Origin of the sequence: Pseudomonas sp. NFACC42-2 (assembly GCF_900116055.1) — a bacterium.
Taxonomy (GTDB): domain Bacteria; phylum Pseudomonadota; class Gammaproteobacteria; order Pseudomonadales; family Pseudomonadaceae; genus Aquipseudomonas; species Aquipseudomonas marginalis.
The window spans coordinates 159,744-177,954 of sequence record NZ_FOZO01000010.1 but is presented as its reverse complement, the minus strand read 5'-3'; the positions used below and the strand labels follow the sequence as shown (position 1 = coordinate 177,954).

General features: G+C 61.3%; 15 protein-coding genes and 1 rRNA gene. 8 read left to right on the top strand and 8 right to left on the bottom strand.

Annotated features, from left to right (window positions below):
* The first annotated feature begins 167 nt into the window (after window positions 1-167).
* From rrf to BM416_RS19335, 4 genes are all read left to right on the top strand, one after another.
* Window positions 168-283 (top strand): 5S ribosomal RNA (gene rrf, locus BM416_RS19350).
* A gap of 152 nt (window positions 284-435) precedes the next feature.
* Window positions 436-1,095: a paraquat-inducible protein A gene (locus tag BM416_RS19345; protein WP_092489083.1), complete on the top strand. Its 660-nt coding sequence runs from the start codon at window positions 436-438 to the stop codon at window positions 1,093-1,095.
* Entirely contained in the window at window positions 1,082-1,705 is a 624-nt protein-coding gene (locus BM416_RS19340; RefSeq protein ID WP_092489082.1) for a paraquat-inducible protein A, read from the top strand. The genes BM416_RS19345 and BM416_RS19340 overlap by 14 nt, the downstream gene beginning before the upstream one ends.
* Window positions 1,698-4,001, top strand: a complete 2,304-nt coding sequence (locus tag BM416_RS19335) for a PqiB family protein (RefSeq protein ID WP_092489081.1) — start codon at window positions 1,698-1,700, stop codon at window positions 3,999-4,001. Before BM416_RS19340 ends, BM416_RS19335 begins: the two co-directional genes overlap by 8 nt.
* Window positions 4,002-4,061: 60 nt before the next feature.
* On the opposite strand, the gene mksF is transcribed toward BM416_RS19335, so the two are convergent.
* The 3 genes from mksF to mksB are packed head-to-tail and all read right to left on the bottom strand — an operon-like array spanning window position 4,062 to window position 8,873.
* Window positions 4,062-6,902: an Mks condensin complex protein MksF gene (gene mksF, locus BM416_RS19330; protein ID WP_092489080.1), complete on the bottom strand. Its 2,841-nt coding sequence runs from the start codon at window positions 6,900-6,902 to the stop codon at window positions 4,062-4,064.
* Window positions 6,899-7,606 (bottom strand): Mks condensin complex protein MksE, encoded by a 708-nt coding sequence (gene mksE / locus BM416_RS19325; RefSeq protein ID WP_027606956.1) that lies wholly within the window; start codon window positions 7,604-7,606, stop codon window positions 6,899-6,901. The genes mksF and mksE overlap by 4 nt, the downstream gene beginning before the upstream one ends.
* Entirely contained in the window at window positions 7,596-8,873 is a 1,278-nt protein-coding gene (gene mksB / locus BM416_RS19320; protein WP_027606955.1) for an Mks condensin complex protein MksB, read from the bottom strand. The genes mksE and mksB overlap by 11 nt, the downstream gene beginning before the upstream one ends.
* 187 nt (window positions 8,874-9,060) lie before the next feature.
* Here mksB and BM416_RS19315 point away from each other — a divergent pair, with 187 nt between their 5' ends.
* Both BM416_RS19315 and rimI read left to right on the top strand, forming a co-directional pair.
* Window positions 9,061-9,804, top strand: coding sequence for an energy transducer TonB (locus BM416_RS19315; RefSeq protein WP_092489079.1), 744 nt, complete (start codon window positions 9,061-9,063; stop codon window positions 9,802-9,804).
* Entirely contained in the window at window positions 9,797-10,249 is a 453-nt protein-coding gene (rimI, locus tag BM416_RS19310; RefSeq protein WP_049710157.1) for a ribosomal protein S18-alanine N-acetyltransferase, read from the top strand. Before BM416_RS19315 ends, rimI begins: the two co-directional genes overlap by 8 nt.
* 74 nt (window positions 10,250-10,323) lie before the next feature.
* Here the strand turns inward: rimI and BM416_RS19305 are convergent, their stop codons facing one another.
* Window positions 10,324-10,728 (bottom strand): serine kinase/phosphatase, encoded by a 405-nt coding sequence (locus BM416_RS19305; protein WP_092489078.1) that lies wholly within the window; start codon window positions 10,726-10,728, stop codon window positions 10,324-10,326.
* 151 nt (window positions 10,729-10,879) lie between these two features.
* Between BM416_RS19305 and can the strand changes: the two genes are divergently transcribed.
* Complete coding sequence (gene can / locus BM416_RS19300) at window positions 10,880-11,524, top strand: carbonate dehydratase (RefSeq protein ID WP_003188288.1); 645 nt, start codon at window positions 10,880-10,882, stop codon at window positions 11,522-11,524.
* On the opposite strand, the gene BM416_RS19295 is transcribed toward can, so the two are convergent.
* The 4 genes from BM416_RS19295 to BM416_RS19280 form a co-directional block, all read right to left on the bottom strand.
* On the bottom strand, window positions 11,521-12,030 hold the full coding sequence (locus BM416_RS19295) for an SET domain-containing protein-lysine N-methyltransferase (RefSeq protein WP_092489077.1): 510 nt from the start codon (window positions 12,028-12,030) through the stop codon (window positions 11,521-11,523). The genes can and BM416_RS19295 overlap by 4 nt on opposite strands.
* Window positions 12,031-12,174: 144 nt before the next feature.
* On the bottom strand, window positions 12,175-13,344 hold the full coding sequence (locus BM416_RS19290; protein WP_027606951.1) for a hypothetical protein: 1,170 nt from the start codon (window positions 13,342-13,344) through the stop codon (window positions 12,175-12,177).
* A 121-nt stretch (window positions 13,345-13,465) separates the two neighbouring features.
* Window positions 13,466-15,166: an acid phosphatase gene (locus BM416_RS19285; protein WP_092489076.1), complete on the bottom strand. Its 1,701-nt coding sequence runs from the start codon at window positions 15,164-15,166 to the stop codon at window positions 13,466-13,468.
* 148 nt (window positions 15,167-15,314) lie between these two features.
* On the bottom strand, window positions 15,315-16,733 hold the full coding sequence (locus BM416_RS19280) for a short-chain fatty acid transporter (protein WP_092489075.1): 1,419 nt from the start codon (window positions 16,731-16,733) through the stop codon (window positions 15,315-15,317).
* A 185-nt stretch (window positions 16,734-16,918) separates the two neighbouring features.
* On the opposite strand from BM416_RS19280, the gene BM416_RS19275 reads away from it, so the two are divergent.
* A complete protein-coding gene (locus BM416_RS19275; protein WP_092489074.1) occupies window positions 16,919-18,208 on the top strand; it encodes an MFS transporter in 1,290 nt (429 codons plus the stop codon).
* Window positions 18,209-18,211 lie beyond the last annotated feature (3 nt).

Genomic DNA, 18,211 nt, shown 5'->3' with positions numbered 1-18,211 from the left:
GTGAGGCTTGACCATATAACACCCAAGCAATTTGCGTCGAAAGGCCAGATTGCGGTGTGTGAAGACGCAATGAACCGAAAGTTCGAGATTTCACAAAACACCGACAGCTGTCACATACCCAATTTGCTGAAGCGAGGCCCGCTGGCCACGACTCAGTACCCGAATTTCTTGACGACCATAGAGCATTGGAACCACCTGATCCCATCCCGAACTCAGCAGTGAAACGATGCATCGCCGATGGTAGTGTGGGGTTTCCCCATGTGAGAGTAGGTCATCGTCAAGATTAAATTCCGAAACCCCATTTGCGAGAGCAGATGGGGTTTTGTTTTGCACGGTCGAAAAGTGCGGAAAGATGCACGACAAATTTGCACAGTTATTTCTGAACCAGACCACTAGAATAGGCACCTAACCTTTTTTAGAGTCAGAGCCCTATCTATGCCGGATCCGGTTGATGCCCTTGAGGTGTCGGATTTACCACTGGACAACTTGTTGGCATGCCATGAGTGCGACTTGCTGATGCGCAAACCCGTGCTCGCCCTCGGTGAAAAAGCCCAATGCCCGCGTTGCGGTTATGAGCTCTACGCTCACCGCCATAACGTCGTTGAGCGCAGCCTCGCCCTGGTACTCGCCGCGCTGTTGCTCTACGTCCCGGCGAACTTTCTGCCCATCATGCAGCTCAATCTGCTCGGGCAGTCCTCAGAGGACACTGTGTGGAGTGGCGTAGTCGGTCTATTCGATACTGGGATGCAAGGCGTCGCCGCCGTGGTGTTCCTATGCAGCATGGGTATTCCGCTGCTCAAGCTGCTTTGCCAGCTGGCGGTGCTGCTCAGTATTCGTTGGAAGATCGGCCGTAGTTACGGCCTGCTGCTGTACCGCATTTACCACCATATGAAAGATTGGGGAATGTTGGAGGTCTACTTGATGGGCGTACTGGTGGCGATCGTGAAACTCGCCGACATGGCCTCAATCACCATCGGCCTGGGTCTGGTCTGCTTTGTCAGCCTATTAATGGTTCAGGTTCTGCTTGAGGTGGTGATGTCGCCGCACCAGATCTGGCAAGCACTGTCAGGGGAAGATGATCATGCGGGCGATTGATGCGGGCATTCTGATTTGTACTGAATGTCACGAGCTTAACAAACAAGAGCCTGACACCGATGAGCAAACCTGCACGCGATGCGGTGCGCTGATCCATGCCCGTCGCCCCAACAGCCTCATCCGTACCTGGGCCTTGCTGATCACGGCGGCCATTCTGTATATCCCCGCCAACCTGTTGCCGATCATGACCGTCAATTCCCTCGGCCAGGGCGAGCCCAGCACCATCATGGCCGGAGTCATCCAACTGGTGCAGCACGGCATGTTCCCGATTGCGGCTGTGGTGTTCATCGCCAGCATCCTGGTGCCGACGTTCAAGCTGGTGGGCATTGGCCTGTTACTGTTCTCGGTTCAACGTCACCAACCGCTTTCCGCGCAGCAGCGCATTATCATGTACCGCTTTATCGAATTCATTGGCCGCTGGTCCATGCTGGATATCTTCGTGATCGCCATTCTGGTGGCGGTCGTAAACTTTGGACGGCTTGCCAGCGTCGAGGCCAACCTTGGCGCCGCAGCGTTCGCCAGTGTGGTGATCTTGACGATGCTTGCCGCAGTAACTTTTGATCCCCGACTGATTTGGGATAACACGGAGTCGGACGACGACCATGAGTGATTTGCCTAAAGCTAAAACCCGCCCGGCCTCCAACTGGTCAGCCATTTGGGTTCTTCCCCTGATTGCCTTGATCATCGGTGGTTGGCTGGGGTGGCGTGCCTATTCCCAGCAGGGTATTGAGATCCAGGTGCGCTTTGAAAGCGGCGAAGGCATCCAGGCCAACAAAACCGAAGTGGTCTACAAAGGCATGTCCGTGGGTAAGGTCAAGACCCTTGCCCTTGACGACGAGGGCAATAATCGCGGGGTGATTGCCACCATTGAGATGAACAAGGATGTCGAGCAATACCTCAAGACCAACACGCGTTTCTGGCTGGTCAAGCCCAGTGTCAGTCTTGCCGGTATCACCGGCCTGGAAACCCTGGTCTCGGGTAACTACATCGCCGCCAGCCCCGGTGACGGTGAGCCCACACGCAAATTCAAGGCGCTCTCCGAAGAGCCGCCTTTGTCCGACGCCAAGCCTGGCCTGCACCTGACCATCAAGGCCGACCGCCTTGGCTCGCTCAACCGTGGCAGTCCGGTGTTCTATAAGCAGATACAGGTCGGCCAGGTCAAAAGCTACTTGCTCTCCGAGGACCAGAGCACCGTTGAGATCAAGGTCTACATCGAGCCGACCTACGCCAACCTTGTGCGCAAACACACCCGTTTCTGGAACGCCAGCGGCATCAGCATCGATGCCAATCTCTCCGGCGTGAAGGTGCGCAGTGAATCCCTCTCCAGCATCGTCGCCGGCGGCATTGCCTTCGCCACGCCGGAGAACCGCAAGGACAGCCCGCCGACCGATCCGAGCCTGCCGTTCCGCCTGTACGAAGATTTCGACGCGGCCGCTGCCGGTATCAAGGCCAAGGTCAAGCTCACGGACTTCGAAGGCCTGCAGGCCGGTCGTACACCGGTGATGTACAAAGGCATTCAGGTGGGCAGTCTGAAAACCTTGAAGATCGACCCGGACCTGTCCAGCGCCAACGCCGAGCTGACCCTCGACCCCTTGGCCGAAGACTACCTGGTTCAGGACACCCAGTTCTGGGTGGTCAAACCTTCCATCTCGCTCGCCGGCATTACCGGCCTGGAAGCCCTGGTCAAGGGTAATTACATCGCCATTCGTCCTGGCGACAAAGGCAGCGCCCCGCAACGCGAATTCGTCGCCCGCGCCAAGGCGCCGCCGCTGGACCTGCGTTCCCCGGGCCTGCACATGGTGTTGTTCACCGACAACCTCGGCTCCCTGGATGTCGGCAGCCCAATCCTCTACAAACAGGTCAAGGTCGGCTCGGTGCAGAGCTACCAGTTCTCGCGCAAGAACAAGCAGCTGGTGATCGGCGTTCATATCGAGAAGGAATACGAAAACCTGGTTAACGGTTCGACACGTTTCTGGAATGCCAGCGGCGTGACCCTGACCGGCGGCCTTACCGGTGGTATCCAGGTGAAGAGTGAGTCCCTGGCCAGCCTGATGGCCGGCGGTATTGCCTTCGAAACGCCGCAGCCGAACGTACCACTGAAAAAGCGCATTCCACGATTCCGCTTGTTTGCCGACCGTGAGGCGGCCAATCAGCATGGCACACTGGTAACCATCAAAGTCGACCGTGCTGACGGTATGCGTCCGGGCACACCGGTACGTTTCAAAGGCCTGGATGTGGGCAAGATCGAGAGCGTAGACCTCAGTGCCGATATGCAATCGGTGCTGCTCAGCGCACGTATTACCCAAGTAGCGGATCGCATCGCGCGCGTCGGCAGCCAGTTCTGGGTGGTCAAGCCAGAACTGGGCCTGATGAAAACCTCCAACCTGGAAACCCTGGTCACCGGGCAATACATCGAGGTGCAGCCGGCCGTGAAAAACGCCGGTCCGCAGAAGAGTTTCGTCGCACTGGCCCAACCCCCTGAAGCTGTCCGTCAGGAGGCTGGCCTGAGCCTGACACTCAGCGCCGCACGCCGTGGCTCGTTGAAGGAAGGTGTACCGGTGACCTACCGTGAAGTCACCGTGGGCAAAGTGACCGGCTACGAATTGGGCCAGACCGCCGACCGCGTGCTGATCCACATCCTCATCGAGCCCAAGTACGCGCCGCTGGTACGCAGTGGCAGCCGCTTCTGGAACACCAGCGGCTTCGGCCTCGACTTTGGCCTGTTCAAGGGCGCGACGGTGCGTACCGAATCCCTGGAGACGCTGGTGGCCGGCGGTATCGCCTTTGCCACGCCAGACGGCGAGCGCATGGGCAACGCCGCGCGGCCGCAGCAAACCTTCCCGCTGTTCGACAAATTCGAAGAGGAATGGCTGACCTGGGCACCGAAAATCCCACTCGGCAAATAAAGCTACAAAAAAGGCCGCGATCCAATGGATCGCGGCCTTTTTACATTTCAGCGCAAAGCGTCAGACTTCATCCAGTTCCGGCTCATCCGCCTGCACATTCACTGTCGCCTTCACCACATCATGGCGACGGATGTACTTCCAGTCCGCCTCATCGATGTAGATCCCGTTCGGCCCGCTGCCGCCTTCCAGGTCGATTGCTACCTGGGCAGACACCTGCGGCTTCACACTGGCGAGGATCGGCACAAAGCCCAGCTGCAAACTGGTTTCCAGCAACGCCGCCTGGTTCTTCTCATCGATATCCGCTGCTTCGTCGAGGTAGTACGGCAAGCGCACACGCCCGGCCTGGTCACGGTCCATCAAGTGCAGCAACAAGTACATGTTGGTCAGCGCCTTGATGGTCATGGTGGTGCCGTTGGACGCTGCGCCATCGATGTCGGTGTGAATCACCGGTTGACCGTGTACCTTGGTGATCTCGAAGGCCAGCTCGAACAGGTCCTTGAGGCCCAACTGGTTATGGTTGGCGGCCACCAGGCGGGCAAGGTATTCCTTGGCCTCTTCGTTCTTGTTGTCCTGCTCGGCACTTTGGCTGAGATCGAACACCGACAGGGTTTCGCCTTCTTCGTACTGGCCAGCACTGTGGATGATCTGGTCGATATGCTTGAGGGCTTCCTTGTTCGGCGCGAGCACGATGCGGAAGCTCTGCAGGTTGGACACCTGACGCTTGTTGATCTCGCGGTTGAACAGCGCCAGCTGGTGTTCCAGGCTGTCGTAGTCGCTGCGGATATTGCGCAGGGTTCGCGCAATGTCAGTGACCGCCGCGCGGCGCGCCTTGCCCAGTGTCAGCGCCTCATCGGTGCGGTGCGCATAAGCGTTGATCAACAATTGCAGACGACGCTCTACATCATCCTCGCTGTCGAACTTGGCCACGCCCTTGAGGCGCACCTGAGCATACAGCGCCTCGATCTGCCCATCGGCACGCAGCAAACCCTGCCAGCTGTCCTGATAGTCATTGAGCAGCGGCAGCAGGTTATCCATGGAGTCATCGACCGGGTCCATGAACGGCGTGCCGAACGGCAGGTCCGCCGGCAACAGTTGCCGACGGCGCAAGGCGTCATCCAGCGTGCGTTGCTTGGCTTCCATATCGCCGATCTGCCGGCCCACCAGTTGTAGCTTGGCGGACAGTTGCTGCACGCGTTCGGTAAAGGCGTCACTGGAACGCTTCAACTCATCCTGGGCCGCTTCCATCTGCGCCAGGTTTTCCAGTTTTTCGCCTTCCTCGGCACTCAGGGTTTGCGCGCGGCGGAAGTCTTCAAGAGCTTTTTGCGCATCCAGCACTTGCTGGTACAGCGCTTCGGTCTGGGTCTTGCTCGCAGCGCGGTCGGAGGCCACGGCTTGCTGGGTTTTCAGCTGCTTGAGTTCTTTCTCCAGGCGTTCCTTTTGGTCGCGCAACGCCGCGCGATCCGCCAGGGCCTGCAGCGCCGGTGGTTCGATGTGGGAGATGTCGATGGACAGCCCCGGCACTTCAAAACGCTCGCCCTTGAAGCCATCGAGGATCTGCTCCAGGGATTTGACCCACTGGCCGTCCTCGTCCAGGGTGATGCCGTGTTCACCCAATGGCAGGCTGAACAGCGAGCTGTTGAACAAGCGCATCAGGCGCTCGACGTCCTGCTGCGAAAACTCTTCGCGCAGCTTGGCATAGCTGTTGTTGTCGGCGTGATCAAGCTGCTGCTTGACCGACTTCAAGCGTTTTTCCAGGTCGCGCAGACGCTCGTCCAGATCCTCGGCGCTGAACTGCCGCGACTGCGCCAGGGCGCCCGCCAGTTCATCGTGAGCATCCTTGGCCGCCAGCAGTTGCTGCTCCAGCACCTTGACGTCATCCACCAGGGCAAAGCGATGCTTGAGCACCGACAACTCGCCCAGCCAACGCTGGATGCCGCTGATTTCCCGCTCCAGGCGCATCAGCTCCTGGGTGCCGCCGCGCTGGTCGTTCTGCAGTGCGTCCTGCTCGTTGCGGTAGTGCTCGGCCTGGATGGTCAGCTCTTCCTTGCGCGCACTGGCATAGTCCGACCAGGTGCCGAGCAGCGAATCCAGCAGCGGCGACAGGCGATGCAGCTTGCCGCGCAGGATGTCGCGCTGGCGAACGCCGTTGGCCAGGGCTTCCACCAGCGGGCCGGCTGCGACCAGGGAATTGTAGTCCTGCTCCATACGTCGTACGTCGCGGAAGGCTTCTTCGCACGCTGCGATGTAATCCACACTACCCGAACGCAGGCTGTGCTCGAACGCATCGAGGAACAGCTGCTTGAGCTTGGCCGCGGTGATTTCGCGCATGTGCAGCAGGTTGATAAACAACGCGCGGAAGGTTTTCAGGCTTTGCTCACTGGTGGAGCGCAGCGGGATCAGGGTCAGGTCCAGCGGGATCGACGTATGACCACCCACCAGCAAACGGCGCAGTTCATCCGGCTTGAGTTCGTAGGCTTTCAGGCCTTCGCGCTCAAGGTTGGTGAACAGCTCCTTCTGACGCAGGCAGGTGTCGTTTTTCTGATAGTGGGCCAGGTCCAGCTTGCCGGCATAGGCAAAGAACTGGTGCCCGAAACCGCCGCCCGGGCCACGCCCGACCACGCCTATTACGTGGGGGCCATGGGGCAGGGAGACTTCCACCAGGATGTAGCTGGTGTCGGTGGCGAAGTAGAAGCGCCGCGATTGCTCCAGGGTGTACTTGCCGAAACTCATGTCCGACATGCGCGCCAGGATCGGGAACTGCAAGGCGTTGATCGACGCGGATTTACCCAGGTTGTTGGCGCCATACACCGACAGCGGTTCTTCCAGCGGGAACAAGCCCAAGCTGTAGCCGGCGGTGTTCAATAGGGCGAAGCGGCGGATGCCGTAGCGTTCCTTACTCATGCGTCGGTCTCCTGTTCTTCGGCAATGGCGCGGGCCAGTGCGTCTTCTTCGCTTTCTTCCGCGAAGTCACTCAAGTCCAGCGGGTCATCGGTCTTCAGCAGCTTCTCATCGCTGTCTTCGTCGATGATCACCGGTGCCGGCAACGGCAACACGCTGTGCACGCTGGCCGCGAGGTCACGGTCTTGCTGCACCGACAGGCACACGTCGAGGAAGCGGTGCATCGGTGGCAGGAAGCGGTAGATACCGTTGTCTTCGCTGGCAAAACCCAGCTGGGTCATGCGGCGCATGATTTTTTCTTCGAGTTCTTCCTGGGTCTGCACTTCGGCCTGGATAAACAGGTCGCGGTACTTTTCCAGCAGGGACGGCAGTTCATCGCGGCCGAGGCTGCCACCGTCGAGCACGGCGATCGGGTCGCGGCCCTGGTCGGCCAGGTGCTCGACGATGATGAAGGTGAACAACGCCAGACGCTGGGCGGTCTTGTTGACCTGCGCACTGGCAATCGCGGAGTCCGGTACGAAGTAGTAGAAGCCACGGGTATCGCACACCAGCTCAAAGCCCAGGGCCTTGAACAGCGTGCGGTACTGGTCCTGGAAGTTCGACAGTTGCGCGTACAGCTCGGGGTCGCGGCGGCTGACGTGGTAACCCTTGAACAGCTCGCGAAAGATCGGCGCCAGCTGGGACAGTTCGGATAGATCAAGATGCATGAGGTGTACTCGCAGAATGCTCGGCGGCGTCGGTGCCGGCCGGGAGCAGGGCGAATGAGCGCAGGCTGACCTGGTGCTCGTGTGTGTGGTAGTCGCGGCGTTCCAGGCGCTCGCGCTTGAAGCGTTTCTCCCGCGATAGCCGCGAGAACCAGTACAGCAATTCGTCGGTGGCACCGTCCGGTTCCTGCTCCAGCAGCCAGGTCATCAGGTCCGGCATCGGCAGTGCGTCTTCGCAGCGCTCGAGCATTTCCTTGACCGTCCGCGGTGCGCGCTGGGCTTCGCCCTTGTGGGACTTGTGCGCCTTGGGGAACCGGGCCGGTTTCGGCTCGAAGTTTGCCAGGGCATACACATAGGCCTCGACCTGGCTGGCACTGCCGAGGAAGGTGCTTTGCGGTCGGGTAAACATCGGCATCGCCGCCTGCGGCACCGCGTCCAGGCCTTTACGGCGGATGGCCGACAGCGCCAGCGCCGCACCGCGGGTCACGGCGTTGTGCCGACGCGCTTCTTCGCGCAGCGGCAACAGCAGCTCGCGGGCATGCCGCAAGGTCAACTGGGCGCTGGTCTGCATTTCGAGGATGCGCGCGTGGGTGCGCAGCAGCATGTCGTCGTCCACCAGGTGGCCGAGGCGCTGTTGCTCGGTGAGCATGCGCAGCAGCACGTTTTCCACCTTGCGCACGCCTTGCTCGAAGGCACCGTCGGCGTTCACCAGCTGGATCATCGGTTCGACGTACTCGTCCCAGGTCGCCAGGACTTCGGCGTAACGCTGGCGCAGCGGGATCTGCCGGTCGCTGGTCTTGGCACGGTCGGCCACGGCCGCGAGGGCCTGTTCGTCGTTGGCGAGTTTTTTCAGTACGTCGCGTACGCGCATGTCCAGCAGGCGCAGTTGGCGGGCCAGGTCGTGACCATCACGGATGTCGAAGGCATCCTGGATATAACCGGCCAGGCGCTCCAGATGGCGCAGGTAGGCTTCGATTTCCAGGCACAGGCCAAGCCGGTGCTCCTTGCGAAGATAAGCCAGGAAGTCGTGGATCTGCGCATTGAGCTCGAAACGGTTCGGGCTCTTGGCGACAGGCACCAGGATGTCCAGGCGAATCCACACGTCCAGCAGGCTGGTGATGTCCTGGGGCGTGCTGTCCAGTTGTTGGGCGGCCAGTTGTGCGCGCAGCTCGCCGAGGCTCAGGGTGCCTTGGTCGAAGTGTTCGCACAGTGGCTCAAGTAAGGCCCAGTGTTCGGCGAGGGCGCGCAGGACGCGCTTGGGTTCGATCATGGGAATGGCCGGCTGGTTGGCGATTAAAAGTCGCGATTGTACTGCATCAGGCGCGGGATTTATCCACAGCCGGTCAGTGCACAGTGGGCGATTGTTACCGAACAGCGGTAGAATCCCCGCTCTTTACTTATCCACAAGTGGCCGAGCTGTGCTTATCGAGTCCCGACGTCGCGCTTACTTGACCGCCATGCAGGTGGTCAACTGGCTGCCCCGCACCGAACTGCCGTTCGCCGCCCCGTCGCGGCCCGAGCTGTTAGAGGCGCTTGAACCCTATGAGGCGTTCGAGGTTTCGGGGGAGGAGGCGGCTGCACCGGTGGCCATGGTCAAACCCGTACTGGAAGCTCGTCCTGCGGTTGAACGCGTCAAGGTCGAGGTGCCGCGCCCGGGGCCAATGGCCAAGCCCGTGGTGGCCGAAGCGGCTGCGCCGGTTGCCAAGGCCCCCGTGGTGCCGCCGCCACGCTTTGCCCTGCAGTTATTGCGGGCCGGGCGTTGCCTGCTATTGGTGGAGTTACCCACCGGCGAACGCTTCCAGACCCGCGACCCCGCCTACATGCTGCTCAAGGACATGCTGCGCGCCGCCGGCCTGCCCGACAGCCCGCAAATCGTCGGCGACCCGGTCCGTTGGCCGCTGCTGGTACGCGGCACCATGGACCAGGGCCCGGAAGCGGCGCGGGATTTCGTGCAAGGCTTCGTCTCGGCACGCCTGGAGGACGAACCCTGCGTGTGCCTGTGGCTGATCGGCCTGCCCGCCGTACGGTTTGCCGGTGAAGCGAACGCCGAAGCCTGGTACCGCGAACTGCAGGTCGAGGGCCTGGGTTCTGTATGGGCCCTGCCGGGCCTGGAATTATTAATGGAAGAGCCACAGCGTAAGGCTGATGTCTGGCAAGCCATGCGCCGGCTGATGGCGCGCTGGAAAACAACCGATGAGTGAGGCTTTATCCTTCCGCCCGATGACCGAGGCCGACCTCGACGCCGTGCTGAAAATCGAATACGCGGCGTTCAGCCACCCCTGGACCCGCGGGATCTTTCTCGACGGGCTGGGCAAGTACCAGATCTGGCTGATGTTCGAAGGCGAGCAGCAGGTGGGCCACGGCGTGGTGCAGATCATCCTCGATGAAGCGCATTTGCTGAACATCACCGTCAAGCCGGAAAACCAGGGCCGTGGCCTGGGTCTGGCACTGCTGGAACACCTGATGTCCCGCGCCTATGCCGCCAACGCGCGGGAATGCTTCCTGGAAGTGCGCGACAGCAATACCGGCGCGTTCCGCCTGTATGAGCGCTATGGCTTCAACGAGATTGGGCGTCGCCGGGACTACTACCCGGCTGTCGGCGGGCGCGAAGATGCGGTCGTCATGGCCTGCACCCTGATCGATTAAGCACACGAACCAATGTGGGAGGAGGGCAAGTCGAATCGTCGCACCGCCCCTCCCACATCTGGAGTTGCGCAGTGTCAGCGGTTTCCGTCTACCGGGTCCAGATCAGCCAGTTCCGCTTCATCCAGGCCATTGCCGCCGCCAATGTCATCTTCATCGACAATGCTCAAGTCAAAATCCGCCGGGTTGTCTTCGCCCGCCTCCCGAGCATCCCGCGCACCGTCTTCATGGATCAGGGTTTCCGGGCTCATATCATCATCGGTCGACTCATGATCCGCCGTTGAAGCCCCGGTCATTCCGGCCTCGCGCACCCGTTCGTCGGGCATCAGCTGTTCTCGCTCGCCACGGGGGATCTCATTGCCAATCTCCGCCGTCGGTTCTTCCTCGTCAAAATCCAGCTCGCGCATCGAGCCCATGCGGTCTTCGTTGTCGTCAATCGGTTCGGGCTGTGTAGCGCCGTAGGGACGTCGTGATTCAGTCATGGCCAATCCTCATACTGTGGGGCTTATAGTGTGTGGACAGGCATGGCCCCCCAAGATTCAAGTAATTGCCCGCCGGCTATCTTTATCATCGGCGTGACCCGGACGGGCGGTCGTCTGTCAAAGCTGCGCATCATTCCTGAGGCTTTCCCTGATGAACGAACTACAAGACCTGCTTGATAACAACGAACGCTGGGCGGATGCGATCAAACAGGAAGATCCCGAATTCTTCGCCAAGCTCGCCCGCCAGCAGACCCCTGAATACCTGTGGATCGGTTGTTCCGATGCGCGGGTACCGGCCAACGAGATCGTCGGCATGCTGCCCGGTGATCTGTTCGTACACCGCAATGTGGCCAACGTGGTGCTGCACACTGACCTCAATTGCCTGTCGGTGATCCAGTACGCCGTCGATGTGCTCAAGGTCAAACATATCCTCGTCACTGGCCACTATGGCTGCGGCGGCGTGCGCGCCTCGATGCAGGACCGCCAGTTCGGGCTGATCGACGGCTGGCTGCGCACCATCCGCGATCTCTACTACGAAAACCGTGACGTGCTGGCCCAGTTGCCGACCGAAGAAGAACGCGTGGACCGCATGTGCGAGCTGAACGTGATCCAGCAGGTGGCCAACGTCGGCCACACCAGCATTGTGCAAAATGCCTGGCACCGTGGGCAGAGCCTGTCGATCCACGGCTGCATCTACGGCATCAAGGACGGCCGTTGGAAGAGCTTGAACACCACCATCAGTGGCTTCGAGCAATTGCCGCCGCAGTATCGCCTGCGTCCGTTGGGCGAAGCCTAAGGCCGTTTGCGTTTGCGCCAACGGGTCATGAACGCCTGGCCCTCGGCGTTCAAACACTCTGTGCTGCCGGTGATCCAGCCCCGGCAGTTCAGTTCGCCGCATTGGCAGGCGAACTGTCGGAACAAGGTGTCCTCGGTACTGGCGTAGTCCAGAGTCAGCGGGGCGCCGGCGGGGATGGGCTGCACGGTCCAGAGTTCCAGGTAAGTGGTGTCGAAAAACACATTCGGGTTGCAGGAGTGTCGCAGCAGGCCGCAGAACCAGCTGTCATACAGGTGGATGCGGGCGGACAGCTGCAGCGTACGTGGGCGCCGCTCGTTCACGGCGTAACCGGACACCCGGGCAATGCGGACGCGGCCGTCAAAATCCACGCGAGCCCTGACGCCGCCGTCGCGCTCAACCTTAAAGTGCTTGGCCGAGGGATAGCCCTGTTCAACGCGCAGTGTCTTGAACGGGTACAAACCATCACTCACAGCGGTTTTAGCCTGGTCCATGGCTTGAGTTTTCATAACTCTCCTTGGTTAGGCTGCATCGACCTGCGGATGGTGGCTGACTACCAGTCTTGCAGCGGATGGGCCCGGCTCAAGACTCGCTGAACGTGGAGCCGATTTCTACTGTCAACTTTGACAGTAGAAATCGGATTTTTTTGCTGTCTACAGCGCAGGCGCCGTGATGCTGGGGGCGGGGGCTGCGTTCTTCAGCTGCTTGAGCTGCGTCTTGATCGAAGGCGTGGCGCATTTGGCGTTCGCCTGTTCCGGGGTCAGGTTGCGCACCGAGGTGTAGAACAATTCGCAGGTCTGTTCTTTGCGCGTGACCTGCCAGGTGTTCATGCAGGCCTTGAGCAGCACATTCGGATCGCTCGCGGGTTTCTGACCCATTCCGGCCTGCCAGCAGGCGGCGCTCAAGTCCTGGCCCATCACTTTCAAGCCGGCTTCGTCGGCTTTCTGCTCGTTACCGTCATAGGTGTCCGGGCTGGCCGCGTACCAGATGTAGCTGGGGTGGTTGGCGCCCAGCACCGATACGGTCCTGCCCGCGGCAGGGCTGATCTGTGCCAGGCCCAGCACACCCACGGTTTGCCCGTATTGCTGCTTGATCCAACTGCGCACCGGCGCGCCGAACGCGACCATTGGCAGCGAGCCGTTGGGGTGCAGGCTCAGTTCGCTGACCATGCGGGTCTGGTAGTCGGTGAAGTAGCCGTAGACGTTCTCCAGGTCCTTGCCCGCATTGGAAGGGGCGGCGATGGGGGCGATATCGATGATGGTCTGGTAGGCCGGGGTTTCAGTGGCCGGCACGCCGTTATCGGTGAGCAGGCTGGCCCAGCGGTCGGTGGTGGCCGACTCCAGGTAATCCTGGGCCTGGGTCAGCGAATAATCCGGCGGGAAATGCAGCAGCTCGATGCTCTTGCGGTTTTCCAGGGCCATGCCCAGTGGCAGGAACAGGTACCAGTTGTACGCCCACTTGCCGTCGCTGTTGAGTCTGCTCGCGCCCTGGTAGGCCAGGTCCGCGGTATTGAGCAGCGCGGTCAGGGGCTGGCCGTAACTGTCGGGTACACCGCTGAAGGTCGCTGCGAGCTGCCCTTCATGGTTCTTGACGCTGACCTTGGCTCGGCTGTAGCCATCGCGCTGCAGGCTTTGGTTCAGGTAGTGCTCGGCGGTCTGCTCCAGCGTCCATGGCCGAAAGCAGATCACATTGCAGTTATTGGGGTAAGCGAACAACTGGGTCACCCGTTGAGTGCTGCCCAGCGGTACTTCGATGTCGGCGTGTACGACCGCACTGGCCATCAGTGCGGCCAGGGTGAAGGACAACCTGGTCGGTTTGAACATACTTGATTCCTTGTCAGCGAAAGCCCGTCTGCGCGGGGTGAAAGCCCACCTCCTCACAGTAGCGGTTGGCCAGGAAAACCGCGTGCTAAATCGCCAGGCATGTCGCTATTGGATAAGCGTCCTACACGCTGAACTGCAACGCGTTGCTCAAATCCCCCATGGGTTTCTGGCCCCGGGCAATCATGGCGTCATCGCGTTGCTTGAGCCCGTCCAGGGTCTCCAGCTGGAAGACCCGCGTTATCAAGCGCAGGATCGACGCGGTGTCGTACACCGTATGGTCCACGGTGCCTTTGCGCGCGAAGGGCGAGACCACCAGCGCCGGAACCCGTGTGCCTGGGCCCCAGCGATCGCCTTTGGGCGGGGCGACGTGGTCCCACCAACCGCCGTTTTCATCGACGGTCACCACCACCACCATGTTTTTCCACTGCGGGCTTTCCTGCAGCACCTTCAAGGCGCGGACGATATGGCGGTCGCCCGACGCCACGTCGGCGTAACCGGCGTGCATATTCAGGTTGCCCTGGGGCTTGTAGAAACTCACCGCCGGTAGCTTGCCGGCCTGGGCGTCGGCGAAGAACTTATTGGTGCTCGCCTCATCGCCCAAACCGCCGTCGCGCAGGCGCTTGTCACGCTCGGCACGGTTCTCGGGGCCCTGCTGCTTGAAATAGTTGAACGGCTGGTGGTGGTACTGGAAGTTGGGGATCTTCGGGATACCGCCCGAATCCTTGAACTGGTCCAGCGTTGCCTGCCATGCCCCGGCGTACCACGCCCAGTCGACGTTCTTTTTCGACAACTTGTCGCCGATATGTTCGTGGGTCTGCGGCACCAGCACGTTGGGCAGGTCGGCTTTTGCGTAGTCCGGGTTTTCCGGGTCACGAATCCAGGTCGGCCAATACGGCGGCGCCAGGGTGTTCACGCCGTAGCCGTCCGGGGTCAGCGCGCTGGGGCCGAACTGCGGCGGGCCGGTCATGGCGCTGGCCGGGGATTTATCCAAGGGCTTGAGACGCGGGTCGGTGGGGTCATCGCTTTGCAGCGTGGCGATCTGCGCCTTGGCCACCGACTGCGCGGCATTCGGGTAGAACGGCGCGGTGGCGCTGATCAGGTATTGATGGTTGAGGAACGAGCCACCAAACGCGCCCTGGAAGAAGTTATCGCAGAGCACAAACTCCTTGGCCACATCCCACAGGCGCAGGGAATAACGGCTCTGGGCGTAATGGCCCATGACCAGGCCACCGGAGTCTGCCCAGGCGACGAAACCGTCGTTCTTGCCGCCGTTGATCTGCATCTGGTTCTGGTAGAACACGTGCCACAAGTCGCGAGTGACGAGGCTCAACGGCAGGTCTTCAGCGTTCGGGCCCTTGAGGGCGAACGGCGCGTTGGGCAGGTTTTCCTGGAATTGCACTTCGCTGGGGTAAGTCACCCCGTCCACGCTTTGCGGGCCCACTTGCAGCACACCGCCCCAGGCCGGGGGCAGGGTGGTCAACAGGCTGCCGTCGCGGTCGCGTTGCTGTGTGTCGGCGGCAGAAAGCGCCGACAGCGGTTTCTCAACGCCTGGGAAGTCCGCAAACAGATTGTTGAAGCTGCGGTTCTCGGCATAGATCACCACCACGGTCTTCACCTGGTCGTGCAAGGCCTTGTCCAGCTCCTGAGGCGTGAGCGGCCGCGCCACTGGCTTGCCGGGCGCCTCACTGCTGTTGCCGCAGGCACTCAAGGTCGCGCCAACCCCCAACACCGCCGCGCCCCCCAGGAAGCGCCGACGGCCGGTGTCTACCGGCGGTTGGGCCATGGAATCAGGGGAAGGGCGGTCTTCGTGATCATCACTCATTGCGGGGAGTCCTGGCTGGCGAGATGTTGCAAGATATTTCGCAGGACGGTATCAATGCAATGTGACGGAATTAAGGCAGCTGCAAGCTATGAGCCTCAAGCTTCAAGCTTCAAGCTTGAGGCTTGAGGCTTGAGGCTTGCAACTGATCCTACGGCATGACGGGCGGCAAATACTTCAATGTCGTCCCCAGCGCCCACAGCAGGAACAGCACCAACGGTGTGTGCACCAGCAACTGTACAAACGAAAACCCGATCAAATCCCGCGCCTTCAACCCCAGCACTCCCAGCAACGGCAGCATGTAGAACGGGTTGATCAGGTTCGGCAGCGCCTCGGCCGCGTTGTAGATCTGCACCGCCCAGCCCAGGTGGTATTGCAGGTCATTGGCCACTTGCATCACATAAGGCGCCTCAATGATCCACTTGCCGCCGCCCGACGGGATAAAGAAGCCCAGCACCGCCGAGTACACGCCCATCAGCAGTGCATACGTGTCGTGGGAGGCGATGGACGTGAAGAAGGTCGAGATATGGTGCGCCAGGGTCTGGCCGTCGCCGCCCTTGACCACGGTCATCAGCGCCGCAATCGAGCCGTACAACGGGAACTGGATCAATACGCCGGTGGTGGTCGGCACTGCACGGGCCACCGCATCGAGGAAGCTGCGCGGGCGCCAGTGCAGCAGGGCACCGACCATGATGAACAGGAAGTTGTAGGTGTTCAGCCCCGAAATCGCGCTGATCGCCGGCTTGGTCGAGAACTCATGGAACAACCAACCCGCCGCCAGCAATGCCAGCAGAATGGTCAGCAACGGGCTGTGTTCCAGCCATTCGCCGGGGCGGCCCGGTGGTTGCAGCTTGGGCAGGTTGAAGGCCGGGTCGACGCCACAGGCCTTGGCGTCACGGGCGCTGTTGGGGCCGGGCGCGGTGGCGTAGGCGATGATCAGCGACACCACTATCAGCGCCAGCAACAGTACGCCGGATTGCCACAGGAAGATGGTGTCGGTAAACGGGATCACCCCGGTGATCGACAGGATCGACGGAGGCAAGCTGGCCGGGTTGGCCTGCAATTGTGCGGCTGATGACGACAACCCCAGCGCCCACACCGCGCCCAACCCAAGATAGGCCGCCGCACCCGCAGCACGGTAGTCCATGCGCAAATCCGTACGACGGGCCAGCGCACGCACCAGCAAGCCACCGAACACCAGGGACAGGCCCCAGTTGAGCAATGACGCCACCATGGAGATCAACGCGACCCACGCCACGGCGGAGCGGCCGTTCTTCGGGATACGCGCCAGGCGGTCGATCAGCTTGACCGCCGGTGGCGAGCTGGCGACCACGTAGCCACCGATCACCACGAAGGCCATCTGCATGGTGAACGGGATCAGGCTCCAGAACCCGTCGCCAAAGGCCTTGGCGGCTTCGCTCGGCGCGGCGCCCATGCCCAGGGTCGCCACGGCGACGATGATCACGGCGAGGGCGGCAAACACCCAGGAGTCGGGGAACCAGCGCTCGGCAAAGTTCGAGCAGCGCAGGGCAAAGCGGGCATAGCGGCTTTCTTCGATAGCATCGGCCACGAGTCTTTCCTCTTGTAGTTATTATGGTGTCGGCAATTTTTCGGCATGTTCCTCCTCGGCCATTGATATGGGAATGCAGTTATCTTCATCGATCCATGAGGAAAACAAATATATCTGCCGCGATTGCCATCAACCGGCTCAGCTCATAACCTGCACGCCATTTTGTTTGTCTGCCGAGCCTCAACATGACTGCCACCTCTGTTCCACAGGCGCAGCGTTTTTCCCGCTCCGACTACAAGACCCTGGGCCTGGCCGCCCTGGGCGGAGCCTTGGAAATCTACGACTTCATTATCTTCGTGTTCTTCGCGCTGACCCTCAGCCAACTGTTCTTCCCGCCGGAAATGCCCGAGTGGCTGCGCTTGCTGCAAAGCTTCGGCATCTTCGTCACCGGTTACCTGGCGCGCCCGCTGGGCGGCATCCTGATGGCGCACTTCGCCGATCATCTGGGGCGCAAACGTGTGTTCAGCCTGAGCATCCTGATGATGGCGTTGCCCTGCCTGCTGATCGGGATCATGCCCACCTACGCACAGATCGGTTATTTCGCACCGCTGATCCTGCTGGTGCTGCGCGTGCTGCAGGGCGCGGCGGTGGGCGGTGAAGTACCCAGCGCCTGGACTTTCGTCGCCGAACACGCACCGCGCAACCATCGTGGTTATGCCCTGGGCTTCCTGCAAGCCGGCCTGACCTTCGGCTACCTGCTCGGCGCCCTCACCGCCACGCTGCTGGCGCAGGTCTTCACCCCGGCCGAAATCCTCGACTACGCCTGGCGCTTCCCCTTCCTGCTCGGCGGTGTGTTCGGCGTGATCGGCGTGTGGCTGCGGCGCTGGCTCAGCGAAACCCCGGTCTTCCTCGAAATGCAGGCTCGCCGCCAGGCCGCCGCCGAGCTGCCGCTGCGCACCGTACTGCGTGACCATCGCGCCGTACTGTTGCCGGCGATGATCCTCACCTGCGTGCTCACCTCCGCCGTGGTGGTGCTGGTGGTCATCACCCCGACCATGATGCAGAAAACCTTCGGCATGAGCCCCAGCCACACCTTTGCCTTGAGCGCCCTGGGCATTGTCTTCCTGAATATCGGCTGCGTCCTCGCCGGCCTGCTGGTAGACCGCATCGGTGCCTGGCGCGCGGTGCTGGTCTACAGCCTGCTGCTGCCGGTGGGTATTTTCCTGCTGTACGCCAGCCTGATCAGCGGCGGCATCTGGCTTGGCGCGGCGTACGCTGTGGCGGGCTTGAGTTGCGGGGTGGTGGGCGCGGTGCCATCGGTGATGGTCGGCCTGTTTCCGGCGCAGGTGCGGGTGTCGGGAATTTCCTTCACCTACAACATCGCTTACGCACTGTGGGCGAGTACCACGCCGCTGATGCTGATCGCGCTGATGCCGACCAGCCCGTGGATTTGCGTGGGGTATTGCGTGGTAATGGGCGCGGTGGGGGTGGTGTGTGTGGCGCTGTTTGGCAAGCGCCACACCTTGGCGGCCTGAAGG